At 61.6% G+C, this 24,071-nt stretch carries 15 protein-coding genes; 7 read left to right on the top strand and 8 right to left on the bottom strand.

Going from position 1 to position 24,071, the window contains the following annotated elements; genetic code table 11:
• Position 1: 1 nt before the first annotated feature.
• The 5 genes from ntrC to glnA form a co-directional block, all read right to left on the bottom strand.
• On the bottom strand, positions 2–1,438 hold the full coding sequence (ntrC, locus tag M1D78_RS19715; protein ID WP_437421642.1) for a nitrogen regulation protein NR(I): 1,437 nt from the start codon (positions 1,436–1,438) through the stop codon (positions 2–4).
• A complete protein-coding gene (glnL, locus tag M1D78_RS19710) occupies positions 1,435–2,517 on the bottom strand; it encodes a nitrogen regulation protein NR(II) (protein ID WP_437421641.1) in 1,083 nt (360 codons plus the stop codon). Before glnL ends, ntrC begins: the two co-directional genes overlap by 4 nt.
• 167 nt (positions 2,518–2,684) lie before the next feature.
• Positions 2,685–3,314 (bottom strand): DUF4124 domain-containing protein, encoded by a 630-nt coding sequence (locus M1D78_RS19705; protein WP_437421640.1) that lies wholly within the window; start codon positions 3,312–3,314, stop codon positions 2,685–2,687.
• On the bottom strand, positions 3,314–3,835 hold the full coding sequence (locus M1D78_RS19700) for a DUF4124 domain-containing protein (RefSeq protein ID WP_437421639.1): 522 nt from the start codon (positions 3,833–3,835) through the stop codon (positions 3,314–3,316). Before M1D78_RS19700 ends, M1D78_RS19705 begins: the two co-directional genes overlap by 1 nt.
• Positions 3,836–3,974: 139 nt before the next feature.
• Complete coding sequence (gene glnA / locus M1D78_RS19695) at positions 3,975–5,381, bottom strand: glutamate--ammonia ligase (protein WP_437421638.1); 1,407 nt, start codon at positions 5,379–5,381, stop codon at positions 3,975–3,977.
• A gap of 339 nt (positions 5,382–5,720) precedes the next feature.
• Between glnA and thiI the strand changes: the two genes are divergently transcribed.
• The 3 genes from thiI to M1D78_RS19680 all read left to right on the top strand — a co-directional run bounded on the left by thiI (position 5,721) and on the right by M1D78_RS19680 (position 10,200).
• Positions 5,721–7,175, top strand: a complete 1,455-nt coding sequence (gene thiI, locus M1D78_RS19690) for a tRNA uracil 4-sulfurtransferase ThiI (RefSeq protein WP_437421637.1) — start codon at positions 5,721–5,723, stop codon at positions 7,173–7,175.
• Between the two features lie 160 nt (positions 7,176–7,335).
• Positions 7,336–9,156, top strand: a complete 1,821-nt coding sequence (typA, locus tag M1D78_RS19685; RefSeq protein WP_437421636.1) for a translational GTPase TypA — start codon at positions 7,336–7,338, stop codon at positions 9,154–9,156.
• Between the two features lie 156 nt (positions 9,157–9,312).
• Positions 9,313–10,200, top strand: a complete 888-nt coding sequence (locus M1D78_RS19680) for a prohibitin family protein (RefSeq protein ID WP_437421981.1) — start codon at positions 9,313–9,315, stop codon at positions 10,198–10,200.
• Between the two features lie 117 nt (positions 10,201–10,317).
• Here M1D78_RS19680 and M1D78_RS19675 read toward each other — a convergent pair whose 3' ends face one another.
• Positions 10,318–12,453 carry an autotransporter domain-containing protein gene (locus M1D78_RS19675; protein WP_437421635.1) on the bottom strand — a complete coding sequence of 712 codons (2,136 nt, stop codon included), beginning with the start codon at positions 12,451–12,453 and terminating at the stop codon, positions 10,318–10,320.
• A gap of 740 nt (positions 12,454–13,193) precedes the next feature.
• On the opposite strand from M1D78_RS19675, the gene M1D78_RS19670 reads away from it, so the two are divergent.
• Positions 13,194–14,249, top strand: a complete 1,056-nt coding sequence (locus M1D78_RS19670) for an extracellular solute-binding protein (RefSeq protein ID WP_437421634.1) — start codon at positions 13,194–13,196, stop codon at positions 14,247–14,249.
• 355 nt (positions 14,250–14,604) lie between these two features.
• Entirely contained in the window at positions 14,605–18,618 is a 4,014-nt protein-coding gene (locus M1D78_RS19665; protein WP_437421633.1) for a DUF998 domain-containing protein, read from the top strand.
• 57 nt (positions 18,619–18,675) lie between these two features.
• On the opposite strand, the gene M1D78_RS19660 is transcribed toward M1D78_RS19665, so the two are convergent.
• The gene (locus M1D78_RS19660; protein ID WP_437421632.1) at positions 18,676–19,227 is read right to left on the bottom strand and encodes an MFS transporter permease; all 552 of its coding nucleotides are present in this window, start codon (positions 19,225–19,227) and stop codon (positions 18,676–18,678) included.
• 286 nt (positions 19,228–19,513) lie between these two features.
• On the opposite strand from M1D78_RS19660, the gene M1D78_RS19655 reads away from it, so the two are divergent.
• Both M1D78_RS19655 and M1D78_RS19650 read left to right on the top strand, forming a co-directional pair.
• Positions 19,514–19,978 (top strand): hypothetical protein, encoded by a 465-nt coding sequence (locus M1D78_RS19655; RefSeq protein WP_437421631.1) that lies wholly within the window; start codon positions 19,514–19,516, stop codon positions 19,976–19,978.
• 189 nt (positions 19,979–20,167) lie between these two features.
• On the top strand, positions 20,168–22,399 hold the full coding sequence (locus M1D78_RS19650) for a TonB-dependent siderophore receptor (protein ID WP_437421630.1): 2,232 nt from the start codon (positions 20,168–20,170) through the stop codon (positions 22,397–22,399).
• 72 nt (positions 22,400–22,471) lie between these two features.
• Here the strand turns inward: M1D78_RS19650 and M1D78_RS19645 are convergent, their stop codons facing one another.
• Positions 22,472–23,785 carry a 2-hydroxycarboxylate transporter family protein gene (locus M1D78_RS19645; RefSeq protein WP_437421629.1) on the bottom strand — a complete coding sequence of 438 codons (1,314 nt, stop codon included), beginning with the start codon at positions 23,783–23,785 and terminating at the stop codon, positions 22,472–22,474.
• Positions 23,786–24,071 lie beyond the last annotated feature (286 nt).

Genomic DNA, 24,071 nt, shown 5'->3' with positions numbered 1-24,071 from the left:
ATCAGGCATCGTCGCCCTCATCGTCATCCCCGTTGTCGCCACCCATTCCGAGCTCCTTGATCTTGCGCGTCAGGGTATTGCGACCCCAGCCGAGCAGGAGTGCAGCGTCGCGGCGGCGACCAGCGGTGTGCTTGAGCGCCGTCTCGATCATGATCCGCTCGAACGCCGGGACTGCCTCATCGAGCAGGTTCGATTGACCGCGCGCCAGGGCCAGGTCCGCCCAATGGCGCAGTGCTTGCTCCCAGTTATTCGACGGCATGGCGTCCGCCGGCTGGTTGAGCAGCTCGGGTGGCAGGTCATCGATGTGCACCTCGCGGCCGGACGCCATGACCGTGATCCAGCGGCACGTGTTCTCCAGCTGACGCACGTTGCCGGGCCAAGGCAGATTCTGCAGGTATTCTTCGGTCTCGCTCTTGAGCAGCTTGGTTTCGACCGAAAGCTCGGTCGCCGCGCTGGCGAGGAAATGCGCCGCCAAGGCGGGGATGTCTTCGCGCCGGTCGGACAGCCGTGGAATATGGATGCGGATGACGTTCAACCGGTGAAACAGGTCTTCACGGAACTTGCCGGCCTGCACCAGGCTTTCCAGGTCTTGGTGCGTGGCAGCAATGATGCGCACGTCGACCTTGACCGGGGTGTGGCCGCCGACGCGGTAGAACTCGCCGTCAGCCAGTACGCGTAAAAGTCGGGTTTGGGTGTCGGCGGGCATGTCGCCGATTTCGTCGAGAAACAGCGTGCCGCCGTCTGCCTGCTCGAAGCGGCCACGGCGCTGATTGGCCGCGCCGGTGAACGCACCTTTTTCATGGCCGAACAGCTCGGATTCCATCAGGTCCTTTGGAATCGCCGCCATGTTCAGCGCGATAAACGGCGACGCCGCGCGCGGGCTGTGGCGATGCAGGGCATGTGCGACCAGCTCCTTGCCAGTGCCGGATTCACCATTGATCAGTACAGTGATGTTGGAGTGTGACAGTCGGCCGATTGCGCGGAAGACCTCCTGCATCGCCGGCGCCTCGCCGATGATTTCCGGTGAGCGCGTCTGGCCTACAGGTTGCTGCGTCGCCTGCTGTTCCCGGGCGTGCAGGCCGGCGCGCTTGACCAGCGAGACGGCTTCGTCGACGTCGAATGGCTTGGGCAAATACTCGAAGGCTCCGCCCTGGTAGGAGGCTACAGCGCTATCGAGGTCCGAATGCGCCGTCATGATGATGACCGGCAGCCTCGGATGCAGCTCGCGGATCTGGGCGAGCAGATCCAGACCGCTGACGCCAGGCATGCGGATGTCGGAGATGATCACATCGGGCTGCTGGCGGGCGAGCTTCGAGAGCACGCCCTCTGCGCTGTCGAAGCTCTGCGTGGTCAGGCCTTCCTGCTGCAGGGCTTTTTCCAGCACCCAGCGGATGGAGCGGTCGTCATCGATAATCCAGACAGTTTCGCTGCGGCTCATGCGGTTGGTGCTCCTTGTTCCAGCGGCAGGAAGATCGAGAACGCGGTGTGCCCGGGATGGCTTTCGCATTCGATCAGCCCCTGATGCTGACTGATGATGTTCTGGGTGATCGCGAGGCCCAGGCCGGTGCCGTCGGGACGGCCGCTGACCATCGGATAGAAGAGGGTGTTCTGCAATTCGGCTGGGATGCCGGGGCCGTTGTCGATGATTTCGATGCGCGCAACGAGGCGATGACGGATGTGGCCGATCGTGAACTGTCGCAGCGTGCGCGTGCGTAGGGTCAGGCGGCCCAGGCCCAGCTCGTTCTGTCCGGCAAGGGCCTGCATGGCGTTGCGCATGATATTGAGCACCGCCTGGATCATCTGCTCGTGATCCATCAACACTTCAGGAATGCTCGGATCGTAATCACGCACCAAAATGATGCTGCCCTGTGATTCGGCTTCGATCAGGCTGGCAACGTGTTCAAGCACCTCGTGAATATTGACGATCGACAGCGTTGGTAGCTTGTTCGAGCCGAGCATGCGGTCGACCAAGTTACGCAGGCGGTCGGCCTCCTCGATGATGACCTCGGTGTAATCCTTCAGATGCTCTTCTGGCAACTCGCGAGCCAGCAATTGTGCCGCACCACGAATGCCGCCAAGCGGGTTCTTGATCTCGTGCGCCAGGCCGCGCACCAGCATCTTGGTGGTTTCCTGCTTGGACAGCTGCGCCTCTTCTTTAGTGATGCGCAGGAGGCGATCACGCGGCAGGACTTCGAGCAGCAGCATCGTTTCGTGCTTAGTCAGCACAGGCGTGACGGCGTAGTCGACCGTCAGCGTCTGGCCGCTCGCGGACGTCAGCGTCGCCTCGCGCTTGGTGAAGGGATGGGCTTCCTCGACAGCCATGCGCAAGGCAGCGAGCGCTTCGGGCGACTCGGTGAAGAGTTCGCTGATGAACTGGCCATGGCTGCGTTGCCCGCTTACCGCCAGCAGCATTTCGGCGGCCGGGTTCATGTGTTGCAGGCGAAGGCGTGAATCGAGCAGAAGCGTGGCAGTGGTGAGATTCTCGATCAGCAGGCGCTGTAGGGCTTCGGAGATCATGGCTATCTGCATCCGGGGGGTACGGCTGGAAATGCAAGAAGCAAACCAAGGCGCTCCTTTTCGGCGCGACGCTGCGGGCATGGGCGCTCCAGAGCGGGGCACGCCGTATTGGTCACACGCGAAGAGCAGCTAGGTTTAACTACGCACCATATCGGTGCGTAGGATGATCACAGAAAGGGCACGAAGGGAATGTCTTTCTTCTCGACCGGCTTGTCCGCCAGCGGACATTCCGGGCGGACGCCGTAATCCGTCGTTACGCATGGCCTGATACGGCGGCGCTGCGCAAGCGACGTGCGGTGCAGGTGAAAGGTGCGCGGCGCGCTGGCGATGAGTATCGTGCCATCGACATCGAGGATTTCCACCACCAGTTGATGCGTCCCACGATCAACGTTGTGCAGTGCGAACGCCGGCTGGGGCGACGGCTCGCCGACTGCCTGCCCATCGAGCAAGAGTCGGAACAAATGTCCGGGGCGCAAGGCTGGGTCGCTGCTCGCAACAACCTGCACGTTGCCAGCATTTTCGCGAAGCGTGGCATCGGCGAACGGCTGCTCTATGTCGAGCCGCTCGTAGCGAGGCCTGGCCGCCTTGGGGGCAGGCGCTGGCGTGGCAGGCCGCTGCGTTTCAACGGCTGGCATGCTGTTGGTGGGGCGCGATTTGACTGCCTCGACTGCGCGACCACCGGGGCGATCAGTGAAAACCCGGTTGCCCTGCTCATCGGTGTAGCTGTAGATATCGGCGGTCGATGGCAATGCGAAGACTGCAAGCCAAGCAGCAAGGCAAACGCTAAGGCGTTTCATCATCGCCCCGGGCTGGAGGTGTGGACGCGTTGCACCGTGAACGTCTGGCTGGTGCGCTGGATAACTTGACCATTAGCGAGCACTTCGACCTCCAGTCGATGGGTGCCTCGATCGACGTTATTCAGCTGCATTGATGTTGAAGCGCTGGGCGCGGCCAGCGGCGTGCCGTCGAGCAAGAAGCGCAAGAGGTGCCCGCTGCGTAGCGGTGGATTCATTTCAGCCGTGGCCATGAAACTGCCGTTGTTCGCCCGCAGCGCCTCTTCATCGGGGATGCCGCCGATCGCGAGGCTGGCATAGGGCTGCTCCTGCTTTTCCTGCGTATCGACCGATAGTGGTGGTGGCGGTTCGGGGGTGCGGATGTCGACGGTGTTGGCGGGGGGCAGCTTGACCTGATCGGCTGCGACGCCTTCAGGCGGCTGGTTGGTGAAGACCGTGTTGCCACGTTCGTCCGTGTATTTGTAGATCTGTGCCATGGCAGGGGCCGATAGCAACACGAGCAGGCTGAGCAATGCGATGCGCATGGGTAACTCCGCGGCTGGGAATGCCTGAAGCCTTGCACCCCACCGGCGAGCAAGCAAGCGCTAGACGTAGAATTTGCGAGCGGGGCGTACAAACGAAAGAGGCCTCCCGAAGGAGGCCTCTGGTGTCACGCGGACCGAATCAGACGCTGTAGTACAGGTCGTATTCCAGCGGGTGAACGAAGGTGCGGACCTTGATTTCTTCCTCGCTCTTGAGCTCGAGGTAGGCATCGATGAAGTCGTCGGAGAACACGCCGCCCTTGGTCAGGAACGCGCGGCCCTTGTCCAGCTCTTCCAGGGCTTCCTTCAGGCTGCCGCAGACCTGCGGGATCAGCTTGCCTTCTTCCGGCGGCAGATCGTACAGGTTCTTGTCGGCGGCATCGCCAGGGTGGATCTTGTTCTGGATACCGTCCAAGCCAGCCATCAGCAGTGCGGCGAAGCACAGGTAAGGGTTGGCAGCCGGATCCGGGAAGCGCGCTTCGATACGGCGGGCTTTCGGGCTGGATACGTACGGAATACGGATCGAGGCGGAACGGTTGCGTGCCGAGTAGGCCAGCATGACCGGTGCTTCGAAGCCCGGGACCAGACGCTTGTACGAGTTGGTCGACGGGTTGGTGAAGCCGTTCAGCGCCTTACCGTGCTTGATGATGCCGCCGATGAAGTACAGGGCGGTCTCAGACAGGCCGGCATAGCCTTCGCCAGCGAAGGTGTTCTTGCCGTCCTTGGAGATCGACATGTGTACGTGCATGCCCGAACCGTTGTCGCCGTACAGCGGCTTCGGCATGAAGGTCGCGGTCTTGCCATAGGCGTCGGCGACGTTGTGTACGCAGTACTTCAGGGTCTGAACTTCGTCAGCCTTCGCAACCAGCGTGTTGAACTTCACACCGATTTCGTTCTGGCCGGCAGTCGCCACTTCGTGGTGATGCACTTCGACGACCAGGCCCATTTCTTCCATGGCGTTGCACATGGCGGTACGGATTTCATGGTCGTGGTCGCACGGCGGAACCGGGAAGTAACCGCCCTTGACGGCTGGGCGATGGCCCTTGTTGCCGCCTTCGACGTCCTGGTCGGTCATCCAGGAACCCTGTTCGGAGTAGATCTTGAACATGGAACCGGAGATGTCGGACTTGAACTTCACTTCGTCGAAGATGAAGAACTCGGGCTCCGGACCGACGAAGACGGTATCGCCGATGCCGGTGGACTTGAGGAATTCCTCGGCGCGCTTGGCGATGGAGCGTGGGTCGCGGTCGTAGCCCTGCATGGTGCTCGGCTCAACGATGTCGCAGACCAGGATCAGGGTCGGCTCTTCGGTGAACGGATCCAGCACGGCGGTTTCGTCGACCGGCATGAGGATCATGTCGGAGGCTTCGATGCCTTTCCAGCCATGGATGGAGGAACCGTCGAACATCTTGCCGTGCTCGAAGAAGTCTTCATCCTGGGCATCACGAGCCGGAACGGTGACGTGGTGCTGCTTGCCTTTGGTATCGGTGAAGCGCAGATCAATCCACTTCACATCGTAATCTTTGATCAGTTGAAGCGACTTCGACATGGTGCTCTCCAAGTGGTGGAAGCGTGACAGGTTGCTTCCGAATCTAGGGTGAAGCCGGGCGAGGATAGTCCGCCAAGGCGACCTGCCTCACAAGGGAGCAATTTGCATGCCAGTGCTCCGAGATGGGTCCAGGCGCCCTATAAAGGCAGTATTCGTCTGATTCGACGGCTTAGGCGCGAAAATGATCTTCAGAAATGCACCTTATTGGTGCTCTTTAAGTGGGTAATGCTCCATTAAGGTGCGGCAGCGTCGGTTCCCGATAAAATTGTCTAAAGCTTGACCAATTCCGATATACTCCGCCCCCCTCTTTTCAGGCCATTCCAGCGCCGCGTTGTCCTCATGAAGCTCATCGTCAAGGTTTTCCCCGAAATCACCATCAAGAGCCCGCCGGTGCGCAAGGGGTTCATTCGCCAGTTGGCGAAGAACATCCGTGCCGTGCTGCGCGACCTCGACCCCGAGCTGCGGGTGGAAGGGGTGTGGGACAACGTCGAGGTGGAAACTGCGCAGACGGATACGAAGCTGCTGCGCGATATGATCGAGCGCCTGCGCTGCACGCCGGGCATTGCGCATTGCCTAGAAGTTCATGAGTACCCGCTGGGGGACCTGGACGACATGGTCGAGAAGTGCAAGTCGCACTTCGCCGATCGCCTGGCCGGCAAGATATTCGCCGTGCGCTGCAAGCGCGCCGGCAAGCACCCATTCAGCTCCATGGACGTCGAGCGCCATGTTGGCAGCCAGCTACGTCAGCAATGCGGAGCCGCAGGCATCTCGCTGAAGGCGCCGGAAATCGAAGTCCGGATGGAGATTCGCGACCAGCGCCTGTTCATCGTGCATGCGCAGCACGACGGCATCGGCGGCTATCCGCTGGGCGCGCTGGAGCAGACCCTGGTGCTGATGTCCGGTGGTTTCGATTCCACCGTCGCCGCCTACCAGATGATGCGCCGCGGGCTGATGACCCACTTCTGTTTCTTCAACCTTGGTGGCCGTGCGCATGAGCTGGGCGTGATGGAAGTAGCCCACTATCTTTGGAAGAAATACGGCAGCTCGCACCGTGTGCTGTTCATTAGCGTGCCGTTCGAAGAAGTGGTCGGCGAGATTCTCGAGAAGGTCGATAACAGCCAAATGGGTGTCGTGCTCAAGCGCATGATGCTGCGCGTCTCGACACAAATTGCCGAGCGCCTGCACATCGATGCGCTGGTGACCGGCGAGGCGATTTCCCAGGTATCCAGCCAGACCCTACCGAATCTCTCGGTCATTGATTCGGCAACCGACATGCTCGTGCTGCGACCGCTGATCGCCAGCCACAAGCAGGACATCATCGACAACGCCTTCGAGATCGGCACGGCCGAGTTCGCCAAGAACATGCCCGAATACTGTGGCGTGATCTCTGTGAACCCGACGACCAAGGCCAAGCGCTATCGGGTCGAGCACGAGGAAAAACAGTTCGACATGGCCATTCTCGAGCGCGCCCTGGCCAATGCCAGACAGGTCGCGATCGACCGTGTCATCGACGAGCTGGGTCAGGATGTGCAGGTCGAGGAAGTCTCCGCCGCCAGTGCCGGCCAGGTCGTGCTCGACATCCGTCACCCCGACGCCGCCGAGGACGAACCTCTGCAGCTGCCGGGCATCGAAGTGCAAACGCTGCCGTTCTACGCGCTGAACAACCGCTTCAAGGAACTGGACGACAACCGTCAGTACCTTCTGTACTGCGATAAAGGTGTCATGAGCCGCCTGCATGCTCATCATCTATTGAGCGAGGGGCACGTCAATGTGCGCGTTTATCGTCCGAGCTAAGCAGCCCGGCCTGCTGGGAGGCAGTATCCGTCATCGCCCTCCCGATCGGTAATGCCGCTCCGGGCTTCGTCCCGCGTCCCTTGCGTTCGGGTTCGCCTTGCGAACCGACTTTTTTCAGCGGCCGGCCTACAGCCAGACGCTTTAACAGAGAAACAGACCTGTGATCGAGAATCTCCGCAACATCGCCATCATCGCCCACGTCGACCATGGCAAGACCACCCTCGTCGACAAACTCCTGCGCCTGTCCGGCACCCTGGACCGCAAGGAAGCCGAAAACGAGCGCGTGATGGACAGCAATGACCAGGAAAAGGAACGCGGCATCACCATCCTGGCCAAGAACACCGCGCTGAAGTGGAAGGACTACAACATCAACATCGTCGACACCCCCGGCCACGCCGACTTTGGCGGCGAAGTCGAGCGCGTCATGTCGATGGTGGACTCCGTACTGCTGGTCGTCGATGCCCAGGATGGCCCGATGCCGCAGACCCGCTTCGTGACCCAGAAAGCGTTCAAGGCCGGCCTGCGTCCGATCGTCGTGGTGAACAAGATCGACCGTCCCGGTGCCCGCCCTGATTGGGTTATCGACCAGATCTTCGACCTGTTCGACAACCTTGGTGCGACCGACGAGCAGCTGGACTTCCCGATCGTCTACGCCAGTGCCCTGAACGGCATCGCCGGCATGGACTACGAGAACATGGACGACAATATGGACGCCCTGTTCCAAGCCATCGTCGACCACGTGCCCGCGCCGGTCGTCGACGCCAGCGGCCCGTTCCAGATGCAAATCTCCCAGCTGGACTACAACAGCTTCCTCGGCGTGATCGGCATTGGCCGCATCGCCCGCGGCACCATCAAGGCCAACAGCCCCGTCACCGCCATCGGCGCCGACGGCAAGAGACGCAACGGCCGCATCCTGAAAATCATGGGCCACTCCGGCCTGCAGCGCGTCGAAGTCCAGGAAGCTGAAGCGGGTGACATCGTCTGCGTGTCCGGCATGGACGAGCTGTACATCTCCGACACCCTGTGCGACCAGAATGCCGTCGAGGCCCTGCCGCCGCTGACCGTAGACCAGCCGACCGTGAGCATGACCTTCCAGGTCAACGACTCGCCGTTCGCCGGCAAGGAAGGCAAGTTCGTCACCAGCCGCAACATCAAGGACCGTCTGGACAAGGAGCTGCTGCACAACGTGGCGCTGCGCGTCGAGCAGGGCGACTCCCCCGAGAAGTTCAAGGTCTCCGGCCGTGGCGAGCTGCACCTCTCAGTCCTGATCGAGAACATGCGCCGCGAAGGCTTCGAGCTGGCCGTAGGGCGCCCGGAAGTGGTGATCATCGAGAACGAGGCCGGCGAAAAGCAGGAACCGTACGAGAACGTCACCATCGACATCGAAGAACAGCACCAGGGTCCGGTCATGGAGCAGATGGGCCTGCGCAAGGGCGATCTGACCAACATGATCCCCGACGGCAAGGGCCGTATCCGCCTGGAATACACCATCCCGGCGCGCGGCCTGATCGGCTTCCGTAACAACTTCCTGACCCTGACTTCGGGCTCGGGCATCCTGACCTCGACCTTCAGCCACTACGGCGCGATCAAGGCCGGCGAAGTCACCAACCGCCAGAACGGCGTGCTGGTGTCGATGGCCACCGGTACGGCGCTGACCTACTCGCTGGAAACCCTGCAGGCGCGCGGCAAGCTGTTCCTGGCGCCGGGCGACGAGATCTACGAAGGCCAGCTGTGCGGTATCAACAGCCGTGACAATGACCTGGTGCTCAACCCCACCAAGGGCAAGAAGCTCGACAACATGCGCGCCTCGGGCAAGGATGAAGTCATCGCCCTGGTTCCGCCGATCAAGTTCACCCTCGAGCAGGCGCTGGAATTCATCGCCGATGACGAGCTGGTGGAAGTGACGCCGAAGTCGATCCGCCTGCGCAAGAAGCTGCTCAACGAGAACGACCGCAAGCGCTACGAGCGCGCCAAGGTCTGATGATCGCGTAGCGATGAAGAAAGGCGCCTTTGGGCGCCTTTTTTTATATCTCTAACCAGCTGGCTTAAGACCGCGAAGCCGCTCGCCTTCTTGTCGCATGCAAGTCTCTATAATCCGGCCCCCCTCAGGAGCCAAAAGGATTTGCCCGTGAAAGACATCAACACCATTAACGCACGCATCCCGTCGCTGTCGGGACTGATCGTGGTCGTTGCCATCGGCGTGCTGGTTATCGTCAGCGTGATGAGCAGCTGGTACACCATTGACGAGAAGGAGCGCGGCGTGGTGCTGCGCAACGGTGCGTTTGTTTCGGTCGCCGAGCCGGGTCTCGGCTTCAAGGTTCCATGGATCGATAGCGTCAAAATCATTTCCGTGCAGAACCAGACGACCACTTACAAGAACGTCCAGGCCTATAGCCGCGACCAACAGACGGCGTCCATGTCGATTTCGGTGTCCTGGCACGTGTCGCCGGAAGATGTCGAGCATGTTTACAAGCAATTCGGCAGCGAAGAGGCGCTGGTCGAGCGACTCATCAGCCGGCAGATCGGTACGCAGGCTGAGCGTGTCTTCGGTGGCTATACCGCCGTTCGCGCTGTTCAGGAGCGTGGCCAGCTCGGCCTCGACTATGCCAAGGCGTTTACCGATGCCATTTCCGGGCCGGTGGTGATCGACAGCGTTCAGCTGGAGAACATCGACTTCTCCGACGCATACGAACGCTCCATCGAGGAGCGTATGAAAGCCGAGGTCGCGGTGAAAACGCGCGAGCAGGACCTTGCCCGGGAGCGGGTCAACGCTGAGATCGCCGTCACGCAGGCGCAGGCCGCTGCCGATTCGTCGCTTGCCCGGGCGCGCGCTGAAGCCGAGGCCACCCGTCTGCGTGGTGAGGCGGAAGCTGATGCCATCAAGGCGCGTGCAGACGCCCTCAAGGCAAACCAGGCGCTGGTTGAGCTGACCAAGGCAGAGCGCTGGGACGGTAAGCTTCCTAGTACCGTCCTCCCTAACAGCGCGGTGCCCTTCATCGATGCGCACGCGAGCGGGCGCGACTAGGTCTCACAGTGGCGGGCCGTGTTAAGCGGTCGCGTTTACCAGCGTAGTGTTTGTAGGCAGTGGAGATGTAAACAAAAACGCCCGGCCAATAGCCGGGCGCTTTTCATCACTCGCGGTTTACAACAGCCACTTGTAGTTAACTGCTAGCCAGTAGTCAGCGTCTCCGCCTTCGCTGGTGCCGTTGAGCATGACCGAGCCGACGCCGCCACCAAGCGCGGCCTCCGCGCCGACCGCCGCGCGCACCCAGTTTTGCCGATAGGCCTGACCCGGAAGCTCGAACGTTGACAGACCAAGCAGCTCGCCGCTGGCGCCGTCGCTTTTATTGTCAAACCGATGCACACCTTCGAGCCTTGCCAGCAAGCTGACGGTTGGGCTCAGGGTGTGTACGGCGTCCATGCCAACTCGGCCAGTGGTTGTGCGCTCGGTGCGATCGTCCCAGCGAACCGGGAAGCCACCACCCGTTTCGGTGTAGCCATCGAACTTGGCTTCGACATGGCCCACGCTTGTATAGGGCGTAAACGCAGTGGACGCCACGGTGAAGGCATTGAGCCAATCAAGGCGAAGCTTGCCGCCGACGATGGTCACATCCGTTTCGCCGGCCGACCGAACCACATTTCCGGCGTTACGGTAGCCGCGGTCGATATCGGCGTTACCGTGCGAGTAAAAACCGCTGACGGTTACGTAAAGCGGAAGATCGTCTAGCTTGATCACCGCTTCAGGCATCAAATAGGTGCCACGCAGCTTCGTCGTACCGGTCAGGCCTGTGTCGCTTTCCGAGTAACTGCGGCCAAGGGCAACGTTTACCTGTACACCGTTACCGATGTTGGTCGCTACGCCTACTTCGAGCGAGCCTTGATCGGCGTTGTCGTCGCTCTCTTGGCCATAGTCTCCGCCTGCCCAGACGCTATAGCGGCCCTCCGGGACAAGGTTGCGCATCGGGCTGCCGTGGGCGCCGTTGAGGATCATATCGGTATTGGCCAGGGCTGCAGCCGGTGCGGCTGCAGTGGCGTCCAGGCTTGCACTGAACTCTTGCAGATCAATCATCCCACCCGTTCCGCCATCGGATCCTGACTGACCAGCGCGGGCAATGAACGTGTGGTCGTTCAGAAGGATGCCAGCCACCACGCTGCCGTCTTCGCTGACCGCCTCGGCATAGGCGACCTGGGAGGAAGCGGGGTCGATATTTGCGCCATGGGCATCCAACCATTGCTCGATGGTCTGCATGCCGGTTTCCTGCGTCCAGCGAAAGCCTCGGTTCCGCTCACCCAGATCGAATTCACCGACTACTACGCTTCCGTCCGCGTTAACGGCGAGCGCCAAGGAACCGCCATCGCCCAGCGCCCCCAGGTCACTCATGCCGGCGTCTGTCCAGCGGTACGCATGAGTGGCGGTCCCCGTATTACTCGCACCGACAATGGTGGATCCGTCCGAACTGAGGTCAGAGAAAAACGTGTGGGTTCCGCCGAGGGTGCCGATATCCCGCATTGCGGTCGCTGGCGTCCAAACGAACGTGCGTCGGTGGCCGAGGCTGTTGTTTGAATCGCCAGCGACTGTCTGACCGGAGGCGCTCACGGCGCGAGCGAGCGAATAGGTCCCACCCAGCGTACCCAGATCGCTCATTTGTCCGTCAACCCAGCGAAACGCACGGGTGCCGCTTCCTAAAAAGCTACCACCTACGACAACGGCGCCGTCCGCGTTGGTCGCGAGCGCATACGACTGACTGCTGCCGACAAGCGTACCCAGGTCGGTAACCCCTTGGCTTGTCCAGCGAACCGCGTGCTGCTCGCCGTTGGCCAGATCACTCGCACCTACGATTACGTTGCCGTCCGCACTGACCGCATTTGCCTGGGTACTCGTGCCACCCAAGCTCGTCAGCTGTTCGATGCCGGACGCGGCGGTCCAGCGAAAAGCGCGCGAGCCAGCGCCGCTCGTAGTGGCTGTACCGACTGCGACATCGCCATTTGCACTCAGCCCGCTGAGGATCGTTTCATTTCCCAGCGTTCCGATATCTTGAACACCGCTGTGCGCGGTCCAGATGTCGCTGTGGTAGCGGCCATTGGCACCGAGCCGATAGATGCTCCCCAGCGTCGTACCGTCTGCGCTGAGGAACGTCTCGTCACCTAACAATCCCAGGTCGGTGATTTCACCGTTTGCCCACGCTGGGCCGGCTGTGATGAGGAAAACTGCGCTCGCCAAGCGAAGGCGCTTGAAGCCCGCCGCGCGGGGTGAAAAGGCGTTGCTTGCGATTTCCATGTATTGCTCCCTGGCCGACTCGGCCTGATCAGTTACTGCTTGATACTGCGAAGGACCCTTGCCACTCCGAGCGCCGGCATCCTGAGGTAACGGGTTACGTGGCTCAACGTGCGATGGCATTTGGCTTACAGAGCATCGTGATGTAAATCACGAAAAGGCTTAGGTAATCCGACCGACGCCGCCAAAGTTTTGTATGCGCGGCTTGAAGCGCATTGACCACCATGGCCACAAGCGCTGACGACTGACTGCTACGTCGACATGCAGGCTCAAAATGCGACGCCGTTCGCGTTCGGCGCGGTGTCTGAGACCGGTGGTTCTTGTTCGGTACTGGCATAGCGCCCATGATGCCGCCCGGTCGCGACTGTTGTTACGCGGAGGCGCGGGCTAGAGCGGGGGGTACGTGCTGTGCGGCACTGTCTGTTACGCAGGCCCAGCCTCGAGCGAAAGGCGGACATGGACCTTGGGGCGATGCCAGCGGGCAGGCTTCGAGGTGGTTGAGCAGCAGATGCCTGACCTCCGTAGGATGAGCATTCGCCGCCCTTTCCATAACGGCTCGTAAAAACGATCCGCTACCTACCTATAAGAACATCCCAGATTTGCCCGTGCGTCGAGACCCGGTTTGGGTCTGACGACGGCTGCGCCTTGCCTGCCTTGATCTGTTTGTATCGATAACGCGCTTACCGCGCCGCTGAGTGTTGCATCTGTGGCTGCCAAGCCGGTGCAACTACAAGGAGTTCGCTTTGAAGTTTCTAGCCCCTCTGTTTTTGGTTCTGGTTCCTGGACTGGCGTGGTCGCAGGAGGTTCTCAGGGTTTACAACTGGACCGAGTACATCGACCCGGCCGTCGTCAAATCCTTTGAGTCCGAGCACGGCGTGGTGGTGGATTATCAGGAGTTCGAGACGGCCGCTGAGCTCAATGCTGGGCTCGACGATGGCAAGCCCTACGACGTCGTAGTGCCTTCTCACTACATGCTTGCGCAGATGATCGAGAACAAGAAGCTTCAGCCAATCGACACGCAGCGTTTGGAGAACTACTCGAAGCTCGGCATGTGGTCGACGCAGGTCCTGGCTACCCAAGCCGGACAGCACTACGCGGTGCCGTACCTCTGGGGCACCATCGGCCTGGCCATCAATCAGCGCTTGGCACAACCGGTATATGGCGGGGCCGTTCCTAACAGCTGGCATGTCATCTTCGACGACGCTTCTCGGGCCCGCTTGGCGGGTTGTGGTGTTGGGCTGCAGGACTCGCCTGAGGAGATTCTCTCGATCTGGTTCAACTACCAGGGCCGCCGCCTGCAGGGCGCAAGCGCCGCGATTATCGAGCGGAACATCGAGAAGCTCCGGCCACTGGTGGCAGATGCGCGGGCCATCAAGAACGAAGGGCTCGATAGCGAGCTGGCCGAAGGCAAGCTGTGTGCCGCGCTGGTGTGGAGTGGCGAGGCGCTTCTGGCGATGCAGGAAAACCCGGATGTCATCTATGACGTACCGGAAGAGGGCTCCATCGGCTTCATCGACACCCTTGCCATTCCGGCCAATGCGCGCAACCCAGAGCTGGCGCACCGTTTCATCGATCACCTGCTGAAGCCTGAGAACATGCTGCGCAATTCAGCCGAGGCGATGTATTACAACTTCCTGGTTGACGATGCGCCCGAACTGAAAGCTTTTGCGCAGGAGCATCCAAGCCTGGTCGTCACGGCGGACCAGCGGCGTCGCACCTATTTCAAGGATGGCTTGTCGGGGTTGCAACAGCCGGTTCTGGATGCTGCATGGGCGTCGATGCGCACCGCCCAGCAATAACGCCTGGCCTGCCGTGAGGTCCGTATCGGCAGACTGATCGATTGCCCTGTCACTCAAGCCTGGGTGCTCGGGTAGGCATTGCTACTGCTCAAAGATGTCCGCTGTGCTCCCCGCCAAACTCCGCCTCGGGTGGTGAGCGCGGCAGCATCGTCAGCGCCGCGTAACGGCCCTGCGCGCACTCACCAAGCCACTCGATATTTTTCACAACCTTTCACGCTCCCCAGCGAAGCGGTCGGCGTAACGTCTTGGTAGACGTACGACAAGCATGCATGTCGCCATTGCGGGTCGCAGCGGCCGGCGCGGGGTCTCGCGCGGATGTCGGATCGCAGCCGCCATTTCTTGCGAGGACACGACCGTGAACGTGAAATACCTGACCAGCCTGCTGCCGGAACCAGGCGGCGACCACGCCATCAATTTCGACGCCATCCTGCGCAAATCCGCGAACGCGGGTGGCGACAAGAAAGCCAAACCGGACCGTACCGCGACGGACAACGAAACCTGGCCACCGATCGACAAGACCACCGTCGACGCGCCGCGCGACGGCAAGATTCGCTACGAACTCGACGGGCAGGGTGTGGTGGTCGAGCGCGCCGTGAATCCGGAACTGTACAGGTTCCTGGTCAGCCTGCACGAGCTGAGCCAGTCGCCGGGGCAGAAAGCGCAGGTCGTCTCGGCCATGGATGCGGGCAACGCCATCGCAGACCGCAATACCGAGGTGCTGCCCTGGGGCGACTACCGCAACTTCGAATGGCAGGGCAACCTGGAAGACGCCGAGGTCATTACTTACACCACGGCTGACGGAGACAAAGTCACCGTCTCAAAGGCCATCACCCCGGAGCTTTTCGCGGCGGTGCAGGAAGTCGGCCTGTCGCGCTACACACTCGAACAACGGGTCGACGATGGCCGCGAGGTGGCCGGCGCCGATACCTATGTGGCCGAGCACGATATCGCCTTCTTCGGCTGGCCGGAGGAATACGGCAACGGCGTTATCCAGTTCGAGACCAAGGACGGTACGAAGTACGTCGTGTCCCGGTTCGAGAACAAGGAAATGTACGACCGCGTCGCGCAGATGTGGAGCGACCACCTAAAGAGTGGCGATCGCATCCAGACCCTGCGCGACAACTATGACCTGCCTGACCTCGACACCCTCGATCTACTCGGCCAAAGCAGCGGCGAAAAGGCCGACAAGGACGACGAGCAGGAATTGAGCGTGGTCGAGCTGGCGACAAAGAACCTGCTCGACAAATACAAGAAGCTCATCGACGACGGCACCGTCGGCAAGGACAGCGATATCTACAAGCTGGTCAAAGCCATCGAGGCCAAGGCGGCGATGGAGAGCGGGCACCGCATAACCCCGTATATCGAGGACCCGCGTGGCGGCTCGACCTGGCGCCAGTTCGATACCAATGGCGAGACGCTGAGCAGCGAGGACATGCAGGACATCCTCGACGGCAACGAGGTGGAAAAGCTGCTCAACGAGATGTTCACCACCGGCCAGGGCGAGCACGACAAGATCGGCAAGGAGTTTCAAGCCGAGATCGACAAAGCGATCGAGAAAATCAGCGGCGAGGACAAGGACGCGCTGGCCGACACGCTTTACGACACGCTCACCAGCGTCGACTTCGTCAAATACCTCGAGGACATGAAGAAGCAGGGCATGGGCGCCGAGGCCCAAGCCGAGGTCGCACGCCTGGCGTCGAGCCTAGAGATGCTCGACCCCGAGCGTGCGCGCAAGGCCGAGTCGGCGCTCAAGCAGAACAGCATCATGGTCGAGATCGACACGCTCGTCGGCGACCCCGATGCGATCCCGGACGAGTACAAGGAAATGGCCTACCGGGACATGGGCGCGCTGATCAAGACCGTGCTCAAGTCCGCCGACATTCCGCGCCGTGTTCAGGAAACCATCGAGAAGTTCTACAACGAGCTGATCAACGACAAAACCAAGATGGCGGACTTCGTCGAGCTCAGCGAAAAGCTCAACAACGGCACCCTGACCCAGGCCGAGTTCGATGAGAAGCTCAAGACCCAGTACATCCCCGCCGAGGTCAGCAAGGATGACTTCACCCGTGCGATCGGCACGCTGAACCAGTACGGCGTGCTCGGCACGATTTCCGCCTTCGGCTCGTTGGGCGGCGCGATCTACATGCTTTCGGCCAAGAATGGCCAGCTGGCCGACGAGCCGCTGGAGCGCATGGTCATTGCCAAAGACTTCGTCACCTTCCTCAGCGGCGGTGCGCAGTTCACCAAGACGGGCATCTTCGATCTCTTCACCAAAACCAATACCGCGGAGCTGCTGGGCCTGAGCAAGACGCTGCCTGAGATCTGGGGCAAGGAAAGCGAGCTCGGCAAGAAAGTGGAGGGCTTCCTGCGCGAGCGTGGGATTTCAGGCCTGCCCGATGTTGTGCAGAGCCGCGCCAATAGCGCTTTGGAGCTGGCCTCGCTGAACAGCGGCGGGGGTGGCGACGCGGTCGACCAGGTCAGGTTGTCCGCCGAGGCCTCGGGTATCGCCACGCTGGACGACGCGGCCAGCGAGCGCCTGCTCGACGACATCATCAGCCGTTCCGGCGGCACGCCGCCCGACGACTATTCCCGCTACAACAGCCTGCAGCAGATCGCCGACGAGCAGAACCTGACCATCACGCAGGAGACCATCGATCAAAGCATCAACGAGCAGCGTGCTGCTAGCGGGCTCGGCGATGTGCCGGACAACGCCGTCGATGACTTCAGCGACTACCTGAACGACGCGGCCAACCGCAGCCTGCCGCCTTCGATCACCTCATCCGGCTATTCGACCTACACCGACGCGCTGTCGACCATTTACGAAGACGCGGTGGAGTACCTCGAGGAGCGCAACATCACCCCGCCCAGCCGCGAGGCGTTCGATGCCGTGGTCGAGGAGCGGATGCGCGGCACGGGCTCGGGCGGCTCCACGCCGGCCGGCAGCGATCTGTTCGACGGCTTTTCGGAAAACTTCGAGCTTGATCGCGACGCGCTGGACGACATGTATGCGCACGACAACCGCACTCCACCCGCCGACGACATCGCCGACGATGCCATCCGCCAGGTCAACGACTCGATCCGCAACGCAACGCCGGCACCGAGCCTCGTCGATACCACCACGGTGCAGGACGCGCTGTCCGGCAACACGCCGGATACGCCGTCTGTTAAACCCGGAACCGTGGCGCGGGTGGCCGGCACCGTAACCAAGGTGCTGGGCGTGGCGCCGGATATTCTCGGCGTAGCCGATATCGTGCTCGGCGGTTTCACCATCAAAGATGCCATCGCCAATGGCAGCGACCTGGGCAAGGCCAACGGTGCGCTGCAGATCATCAGTGGCGTGGCCGGTACCACCGCAGGCGTGATCGGCACTGTCGGGCTGTTCGCCAGCATCGGCGCGCTGGCGGGCGCGACTGGCCCGCTGTTCCTGATCACAGCGGGTCTGGGATTGATCACCGGGATCATCGGCATCTTTGTCGATCACGAGAAAAAACAGAAAGCCACCGACAAGGAAGGCCAGTGGTTCAAGGATCTGGCCGAGCTGGGGCTGGCCCAAGAGGATTGGGGCGACAAGCTCGAGTACGCCCGCTACAGCTTCTACGAATACGAAGGCCGCGACGCGCCGGCCGGGCAGAGCATCTACGACTACCAGAAGGATGAGTGGGAGAACTTCAGAAACACGCCGCAGGAAGGCGGCTCCTCCGTCAACCGCCTGGATGACGACCTGCACATGGCCAAGTACGACAAGGCGTTCTACGAGGAGCACCGCGACGTCATCCACACCATCCGCGAGCGTTGGGACGATTGGAACGGCAAGGACGCGATCGTCAGCAAGAAAGACCTCGACAAGATCGCCAACGGCGATGGCAGCGAAGAGGAGAAGCGCGCTGCTCGCTTCCTGCTCGACAACAGCGAGTTTTTCGACCAGCTCGATACTCAGTGGGGCAAGGGCGGCCATGACGGTAAGGTCAGCACCAACGACCTCAACACCTGGCTGAAGATGGTCGGCGCCCACGAGGAAGCGTTCGACCGCGCCTACTACGACGAGCACCGCGACGTGATCGAAACCATCCGCGAGCGCTGGGATGACTGGAATGGCAAGGACGCGATCGTCAGCAAGAAGGATTTGGAAAAGATCGCCAATGGTGACGGCAGCGAGGACGAAAAGCGTGCCGCGCGCTTCCTGCTCGACAACGGCGCCTTTTTCGACCAGCTCGACAACTTGGCCAAGAACGACAGGCGCGACGGCAAGATCAGCACCGGCGATCTCGACACCTGGCTCACGGCGATTGGCGTGGAGAAGCTCGACAAGAGCGAGCTGACTTATAACCCCAACGACAACACCCCAGCCTGGCGGGTGATGCGAGGTTGAACTGTGATGGCGGGCCGGGCGGGAAGCTCATCCCAGGACCGGCTCGCCAGCCGAGCCTCATTGCATGAAAAAGCCGAACATCGCGAGCGCCCACCAGACGAGGCCGAGAAGCATCCAGGCCAGATTGGCGAGCGTAAAGCGCGCATTGCTCTGCCCGTGCTCATCGCCGCAGGCGAGGTTGGCTTTACGCTGCATGGCGATCAGCGGGAAGACGTTGAGCAGGCCGATGGCTATGGTCAACAGGTCCAGGGCAACCGAGCCGTTGGTGAGCCGACCCAGAACATGCGCGGCGACCGCAGCGACCACATAGATGGTCGCGACCGCGCTGTAATCCCAGCGCTCGTGTCCGTCCCGGGTCAGCCGGTCGGCGATCGCGCGGCCGAGTGAGTGGGTGAAGAAAATCTGGAAGAACGCGCGAGCCCAGGGCCACAGGTTTTCGCCCGTCGCATCGCGCTGCGCCTTCCAGTGGCAGTAGAACCAGAACAGGGTATAGAGCCCGAAGGTCGACAGGTGCAGGACGAGCATCTTGCGCGTCGAGGTGACGAAGAAGGCCTCGGATACGGGTGCGTCGACGAGTTCGGCGCTGGGCGCCTGGTAGATGTTTTCCATGGCATCAATCCTTTGATGGAGCAGTTGGCGTGGGCCACGACTATGAAGCAGCGGCCGACTCGGTAGAAGCGCGCCTGCCCCTCTGCAGCGGTGATTGTGACGGGGTTAACGGCGCTTCGTCGCTTCGTTCGCGAAGGGGCCGACTCTGTGAATCCTTGTGAAATCTGAGCTGCTTTGCGAATTGCTGTGGCGGCGCGCCATGCTGGCCAACGGCCGCGTGCTAGGGTCCGTTTCGTGTAGTACTTCAAACCACGGTGTGCCTAAACCTTCAGAGGAAGCAGAGCCGATGTCTACGACCGTCACCCCCACGAACGGCAACATGCCGCCACAAGACACCTCCAGCTCAGCGTTCGACACCAAGCTGAACATCGCCCAGTCGAGCAAGGTCATCGCCGACTATCTGCGCCAGGAAGGCAAGTCGGCCATCACTGGCGACGAGCTGGCGAAGCTGGCTGCGAACGAGTCGGGCCAGGTTCCGGCAGAAGTGTCCGCCGCGGCGCAGTACCTGCAGCGCCACCCCGATGTGTTCACCGCCATCGAGACTCATGATGTCCCCGGTGCTGACAGCCTCTCTGGCGTCTGGAACTTCGACTGGGCCGCCAAGGGTGGCCTGAACGGGACCTCGACCGAAGCCATCGCCAAGATGCAGGACGTGTTCGACTTCGCCATCGAGAAGTCCGCGAAGATCACAGAAGTCACCACCGGCAAGAAAGCCGAGCTGGATTCGACCAAGCAGCGGGCCAACAACTGATGCAGTAGGAAGGATAGGTCCGTCCGCCAGATCTCAATCGCTGGGTGAGCGATGGATCTGGCTGGCGGCGATACACTGGTAAGTGTTATCGAAACTTATTCTCAATAACGGCTTTCTGTTCTGCTGGCTGGCTCCTTATAATACGAACGATTCTCAGAAACGTTCATCGTTATAAGGAAGCCAAGACAGATGTTCTTCTCGCCCCGCCAGCCGGATGCTTCGGCTGTTCGCTCTACATTTACGCTGCGCCCTTTGGTGCTGGTCATTCACCTGCTTTCTGCGGGCGCGCTCGCGACGGGTCTGCCTGCCTATGCGCAAGATGCCGTTGCGACGGATGCTGCCGAAGCGACCACGCTTGAAGCGGTTACGGTAACCGGCGAGGCCGTCACCGACGTGACCGAAGGCACCGGGTCCTACACCACCGGCGCTGCGCGTACCTCCACGCCGCTGAGCATGTCGCTGCGCGAGACGCCGCAGTCGGTCAGCGTGATCACTCAGCAGCGCATGGAAGACCAGGACATGCAAACCATCCTGGATGTGGTCGACAACACCACCGGTGTGTCCGTAACCCGTTACGAAACCGACCGAGCGCAGTTGAATGCCCGCGGCTTTGCGATCAATGCGCTGATGATCGATGGCGTACCGACGATCTGGGAGCAGCCTTGGAGTTCGGGGGAAATCTTCAGCAGCCTGGCGATGTACGACCGCGTCGAAGTGGTGCGCGGCGCCAATGGCTTGATGGCCGGCGCCGGTGACCCCTCGGCCTCGCTCAACCTGGTTCGCAAGCGTGCCAGCAGCCGAGCGTTGACCGGCTCGGTAGAAGTCAGCGGCGGTAGTTGGGATACGTACGGCACCGAAGGCGACCTGTCGTTCGCGGTCAACGAGGCGGGCACGGTTCGGGCGCGGCTGGTGGGCGAGTACAACGAAGGCGACAGCTGGATCGACATGAAGTCAGGGCAGCGCGAAACCTTCTACGGCACCATGGACATCGACCTCACACCCGACACCACACTCTGGTTCGGCTTGAGCCGCCAGGAGAACGACTCCGACTCGCCGATGTGGGGTGGCCTGCCGATCTGGTACGCCGACGGCAGCCGCACAGACTGGAGCCGCTCGAAAACCACCTCTGCCGAGTGGAGCAAGTGGGACAGCAGTTACGAAACCTACTTCGTCAATCTTGATCACCGCTTCGCCAACAGCTGGGAGCTGAACCTCAGCTACAACCGCGGCGAGCGCACCTCGGACTCCTACTTGCTCTACCTTTCCGGCAACCCGGGGCGTGACGGCAGCTCGGCGATGAGCTCCTTCCCCGGCTCTTACAAGACCAAGACCGTGCAGGACGACTACAGCATTCGCCTCGGCGGGCCGGTGATGCTGTTCGGGCGCGAACATGAGGTCGCCTTTGGTTACATCTATAGCCAGCAGGACTTCGAGGCCGACAGACGCCTAGCGCAGGGCGGTTCTGGCGGCGTTGCCAATTTCGATGCGTACGACGGCGATTTCCCGGCTCCGGTCTGGGGGGCGTTGACGCCTTACAGCTACGGCGACCTGACGCAGAAAGGCCTGTACGCAGTGACCCGCCTGAGTGTGACGGATGAACTCAAGGTCATCCTCGGTGCGCGAGACAACCGCTACGAGAAGACCAGCGACGACACGCCGTTCAACACGCCATCGCGAATCGATGAGCACGAACTGACGCCGTACGCCGGTATCGTCTACGACCTCACCGAAAACCTGTCGGCCTATGCCAGCTATACCGACATCTTCCAGCCCCAGGCCCGCAGGGACATTACCGGGCAGCAGCTGGCATCGATCATTGGTGAAAGCTACGAAACGGGCCTCAAGGCTGAATTTTTCGAAGGCCGGCTAAATGCCTCCGCCGCGATCTTCAAGATCAAGCAGGACGGCCTTGGCGAGAGCACAGGTGTACAGGTTCCCGGCGGGATAGCGGGTGAATTTGCCTACGAGGCCATCGACGTGACCAGCGAAGGCTTCGAGCTGGAGGTGTCCGGTGAGCTGGCCCCAGGCTGGAACCTCATGGCTGGGTATACCCAGTTCGAGGTCGAAGACCCGGACGGCAACGCCCGCAGCACGCGCTACCCGACCAAGCTGCTTCGCACCTTCACCACTTATCGTCTGCCGGGCGCGTTCAACAAGCTCACCGTTGGCGGCGGGGTGAACTGGCAGGACAGCATCTACACCTACGCCACGAATCCGGCCGGTAACCGCGAAAAAGTCGAGCAGGAGGCCTATGCGCTGGTCAACCTGATGGCGCGCTACGAGGTCACCGAGAACCTCAGCGCGCAGCTGAACGTCGACAACCTGACGGACAAGAAATACTTCGACATGTTCGAAGCTTATGGCGCGCTGACCTATGGCGCTCCGCGCAGCGTGACGGCGTCTGCCAAGTACCGCTTCTGACGGGATCGCGAGGCAGAAACAGAAAAGCCCCGGCTGCATAGGCCGGGGCTTTTGCGTTCAGATACGCAGGGCTCAGGTAAAGAACACCGGTACCACCACGCTGGAGATCAGCAGGATCAGCGCGCCACCCAGGCGCGAGGAGATCTGTGCGAAGGGCATCAACGACATGCGGCGCGCGGCGGAGAGCACGGCGACATCGCCCGTGCCGCCCATGTTGGCCATGCACAGGCCTGCAGTGATCGCCGATTCGATCGGGTAGAAGCCCACCAGCTTACCCACCAACCCCGCACCGAAAGCCGCCCCGGCAACCACCGCGAAGACGATCAGGACGTAGGTCAGCGAGATGGCGTCGATCACCTGGCCTAGGTCGGTGAAGGCCACGCCGATGCCGAACAGCAAGGCGAAGGTCCAGTTGCGGGCGACGAAGCGGAACCACTGTGAGGCCGCATCATTGATCGACTCCGGCACCAGGTTAGTCACCTTGAGTACCGCCACCAGCACGATCATCAGCGCGTAGGGATGCAGCGGCACGACCTCACCGAGGATCTGACCTGCAACGAAGAAGCTCAGCGCTGCGACCAGGCCGATGCCCAGCGCTGGCAGGGTGACAGGGCCTTCCTTCTCGGCGACGTCCACGCCCGGCATCATTTGGCCGTTGCCAGTCAGCGACGGGTAGCGGTTACCCAGCCCGTTGAGCAGCCCGGCAATGATGATGGCGAAGACGTTGCCCAGCGCCAGCGCCGGCACCAGGATGGAGATGTAGTAGCTGGCCGGCTGGCCGAGCAATTGTTCGTAGATCTGGCTCATCGGCACCGCACCGGCGCCCATGCCGCCGCCCATGATGGGCATGGCGATGACGACCACCGCATCCTGCGCCGAGAAGCCGAGCAAGGCGCCGACTGCCATTGCAAAGAGCGCGGCGAACAGCACGGAACACAGCAGCGGCAACGCGTAGCGCGAGCCGACCTTGACCAGCACCTTGGCGTCCATGCCGAGGATGCTGCCGGTGATCAGCGCGGCGATGTAGAAATCGAGGAAGCCACCGCCTTTCATGAAGGTCGCCACGTCGTCCGCAACGGCCGTGGGCAACCAGCCGAAATAGACCATCGCCGCGGCGCCGAACAGCGCCAGGATCGCACCGCCGCCAAGGTAGGTTTTGACGATGGGCAGGCGGTCACCTGCGAACCCGAGTAGCTCGCCGAGCAGCATCATGACCATCAGCGCACCGATCATGCCGGTCGGCAGGGTGTCGGTAGCGATGGCGCCCGCCATCACGATCAGCGCAATGGCGAATAGCGGCAGCGGCAGGTTGAAGATGCGCTGGGAAAGCAGCGAAGGGTGCGTGCTGCCGTCAGGCAGGGCAGCGCTCAGCGTGGTCCGGCTCATTGTTGTACTCCTTCGAACGTGGCGCCCCGGGGGCGCACGTACGGGTATTGTTTCGCGGAATAGCCCTGTTTCGGGCGCTGTGCCCGGCGGTGCGCGTCGTGAACGAGGCGGGGCCGGGTGCCGGGCGAGCTTAAGCACAGACGCTTCGCGGCCAATGTTTGGCGAAGTTTAAAAAGCGTTACGAAACTAAAAAAAGCGGGTGGGCGCTTGACCCGGCGCGGCCGCGCTGGCTCGATCCGGCCATTGCGGCGGCCAGCCGCGCGTCCCCTGTTTCTGGAGAACAGCC

The organism is Pseudomonas sp. SA195 (genome assembly GCF_054131565.1).
Note: the sequence above shows the minus strand (reverse complement) of the source record. Positions and strands in the feature narration are given on the sequence as shown.

Excerpts from the sequence above, each read along its gene's own strand:
- M1D78_RS19700 (WP_437421639.1), bottom strand. The coding sequence starts at position 3,835 with ATGCGCATCGCATTGCTCAGCCTGCTCGTGTTGCTATCGGCCCCTGCC.
- glnL (WP_437421641.1), bottom strand. The coding sequence starts at position 2,517 with ATGATCTCCGAAGCCCTACAGCGCCTGCTGATCGAGAATCTCACCACT.
- M1D78_RS19660 (WP_437421632.1), bottom strand. The coding sequence starts at position 19,227 with ATGGAAAACATCTACCAGGCGCCCAGCGCCGAACTCGTCGACGCACCC.
- thiI (WP_437421637.1), top strand. The coding sequence starts at position 5,721 with ATGAAGCTCATCGTCAAGGTTTTCCCCGAAATCACCATCAAGAGCCCG.
- M1D78_RS19645 (WP_437421629.1), bottom strand. The coding sequence starts at position 23,785 with ATGAGCCGGACCACGCTGAGCGCTGCCCTGCCTGACGGCAGCACGCAC.
- M1D78_RS19675 (WP_437421635.1), bottom strand. The coding sequence starts at position 12,453 with ATGGAAATCGCAAGCAACGCCTTTTCACCCCGCGCGGCGGGCTTCAAG.
- M1D78_RS19650 (WP_437421630.1), top strand. The coding sequence starts at position 20,168 with ATGTTCTTCTCGCCCCGCCAGCCGGATGCTTCGGCTGTTCGCTCTACA.
- ntrC (WP_437421642.1), bottom strand. The coding sequence starts at position 1,438 with ATGAGCCGCAGCGAAACTGTCTGGATTATCGATGACGACCGCTCCATC.
- M1D78_RS19655 (WP_437421631.1), top strand. The coding sequence starts at position 19,514 with ATGTCTACGACCGTCACCCCCACGAACGGCAACATGCCGCCACAAGAC.
- glnA (WP_437421638.1), bottom strand. The coding sequence starts at position 5,381 with ATGTCGAAGTCGCTTCAACTGATCAAAGATTACGATGTGAAGTGGATT.
- M1D78_RS19705 (WP_437421640.1), bottom strand. The coding sequence starts at position 3,314 with ATGAAACGCCTTAGCGTTTGCCTTGCTGCTTGGCTTGCAGTCTTCGCA.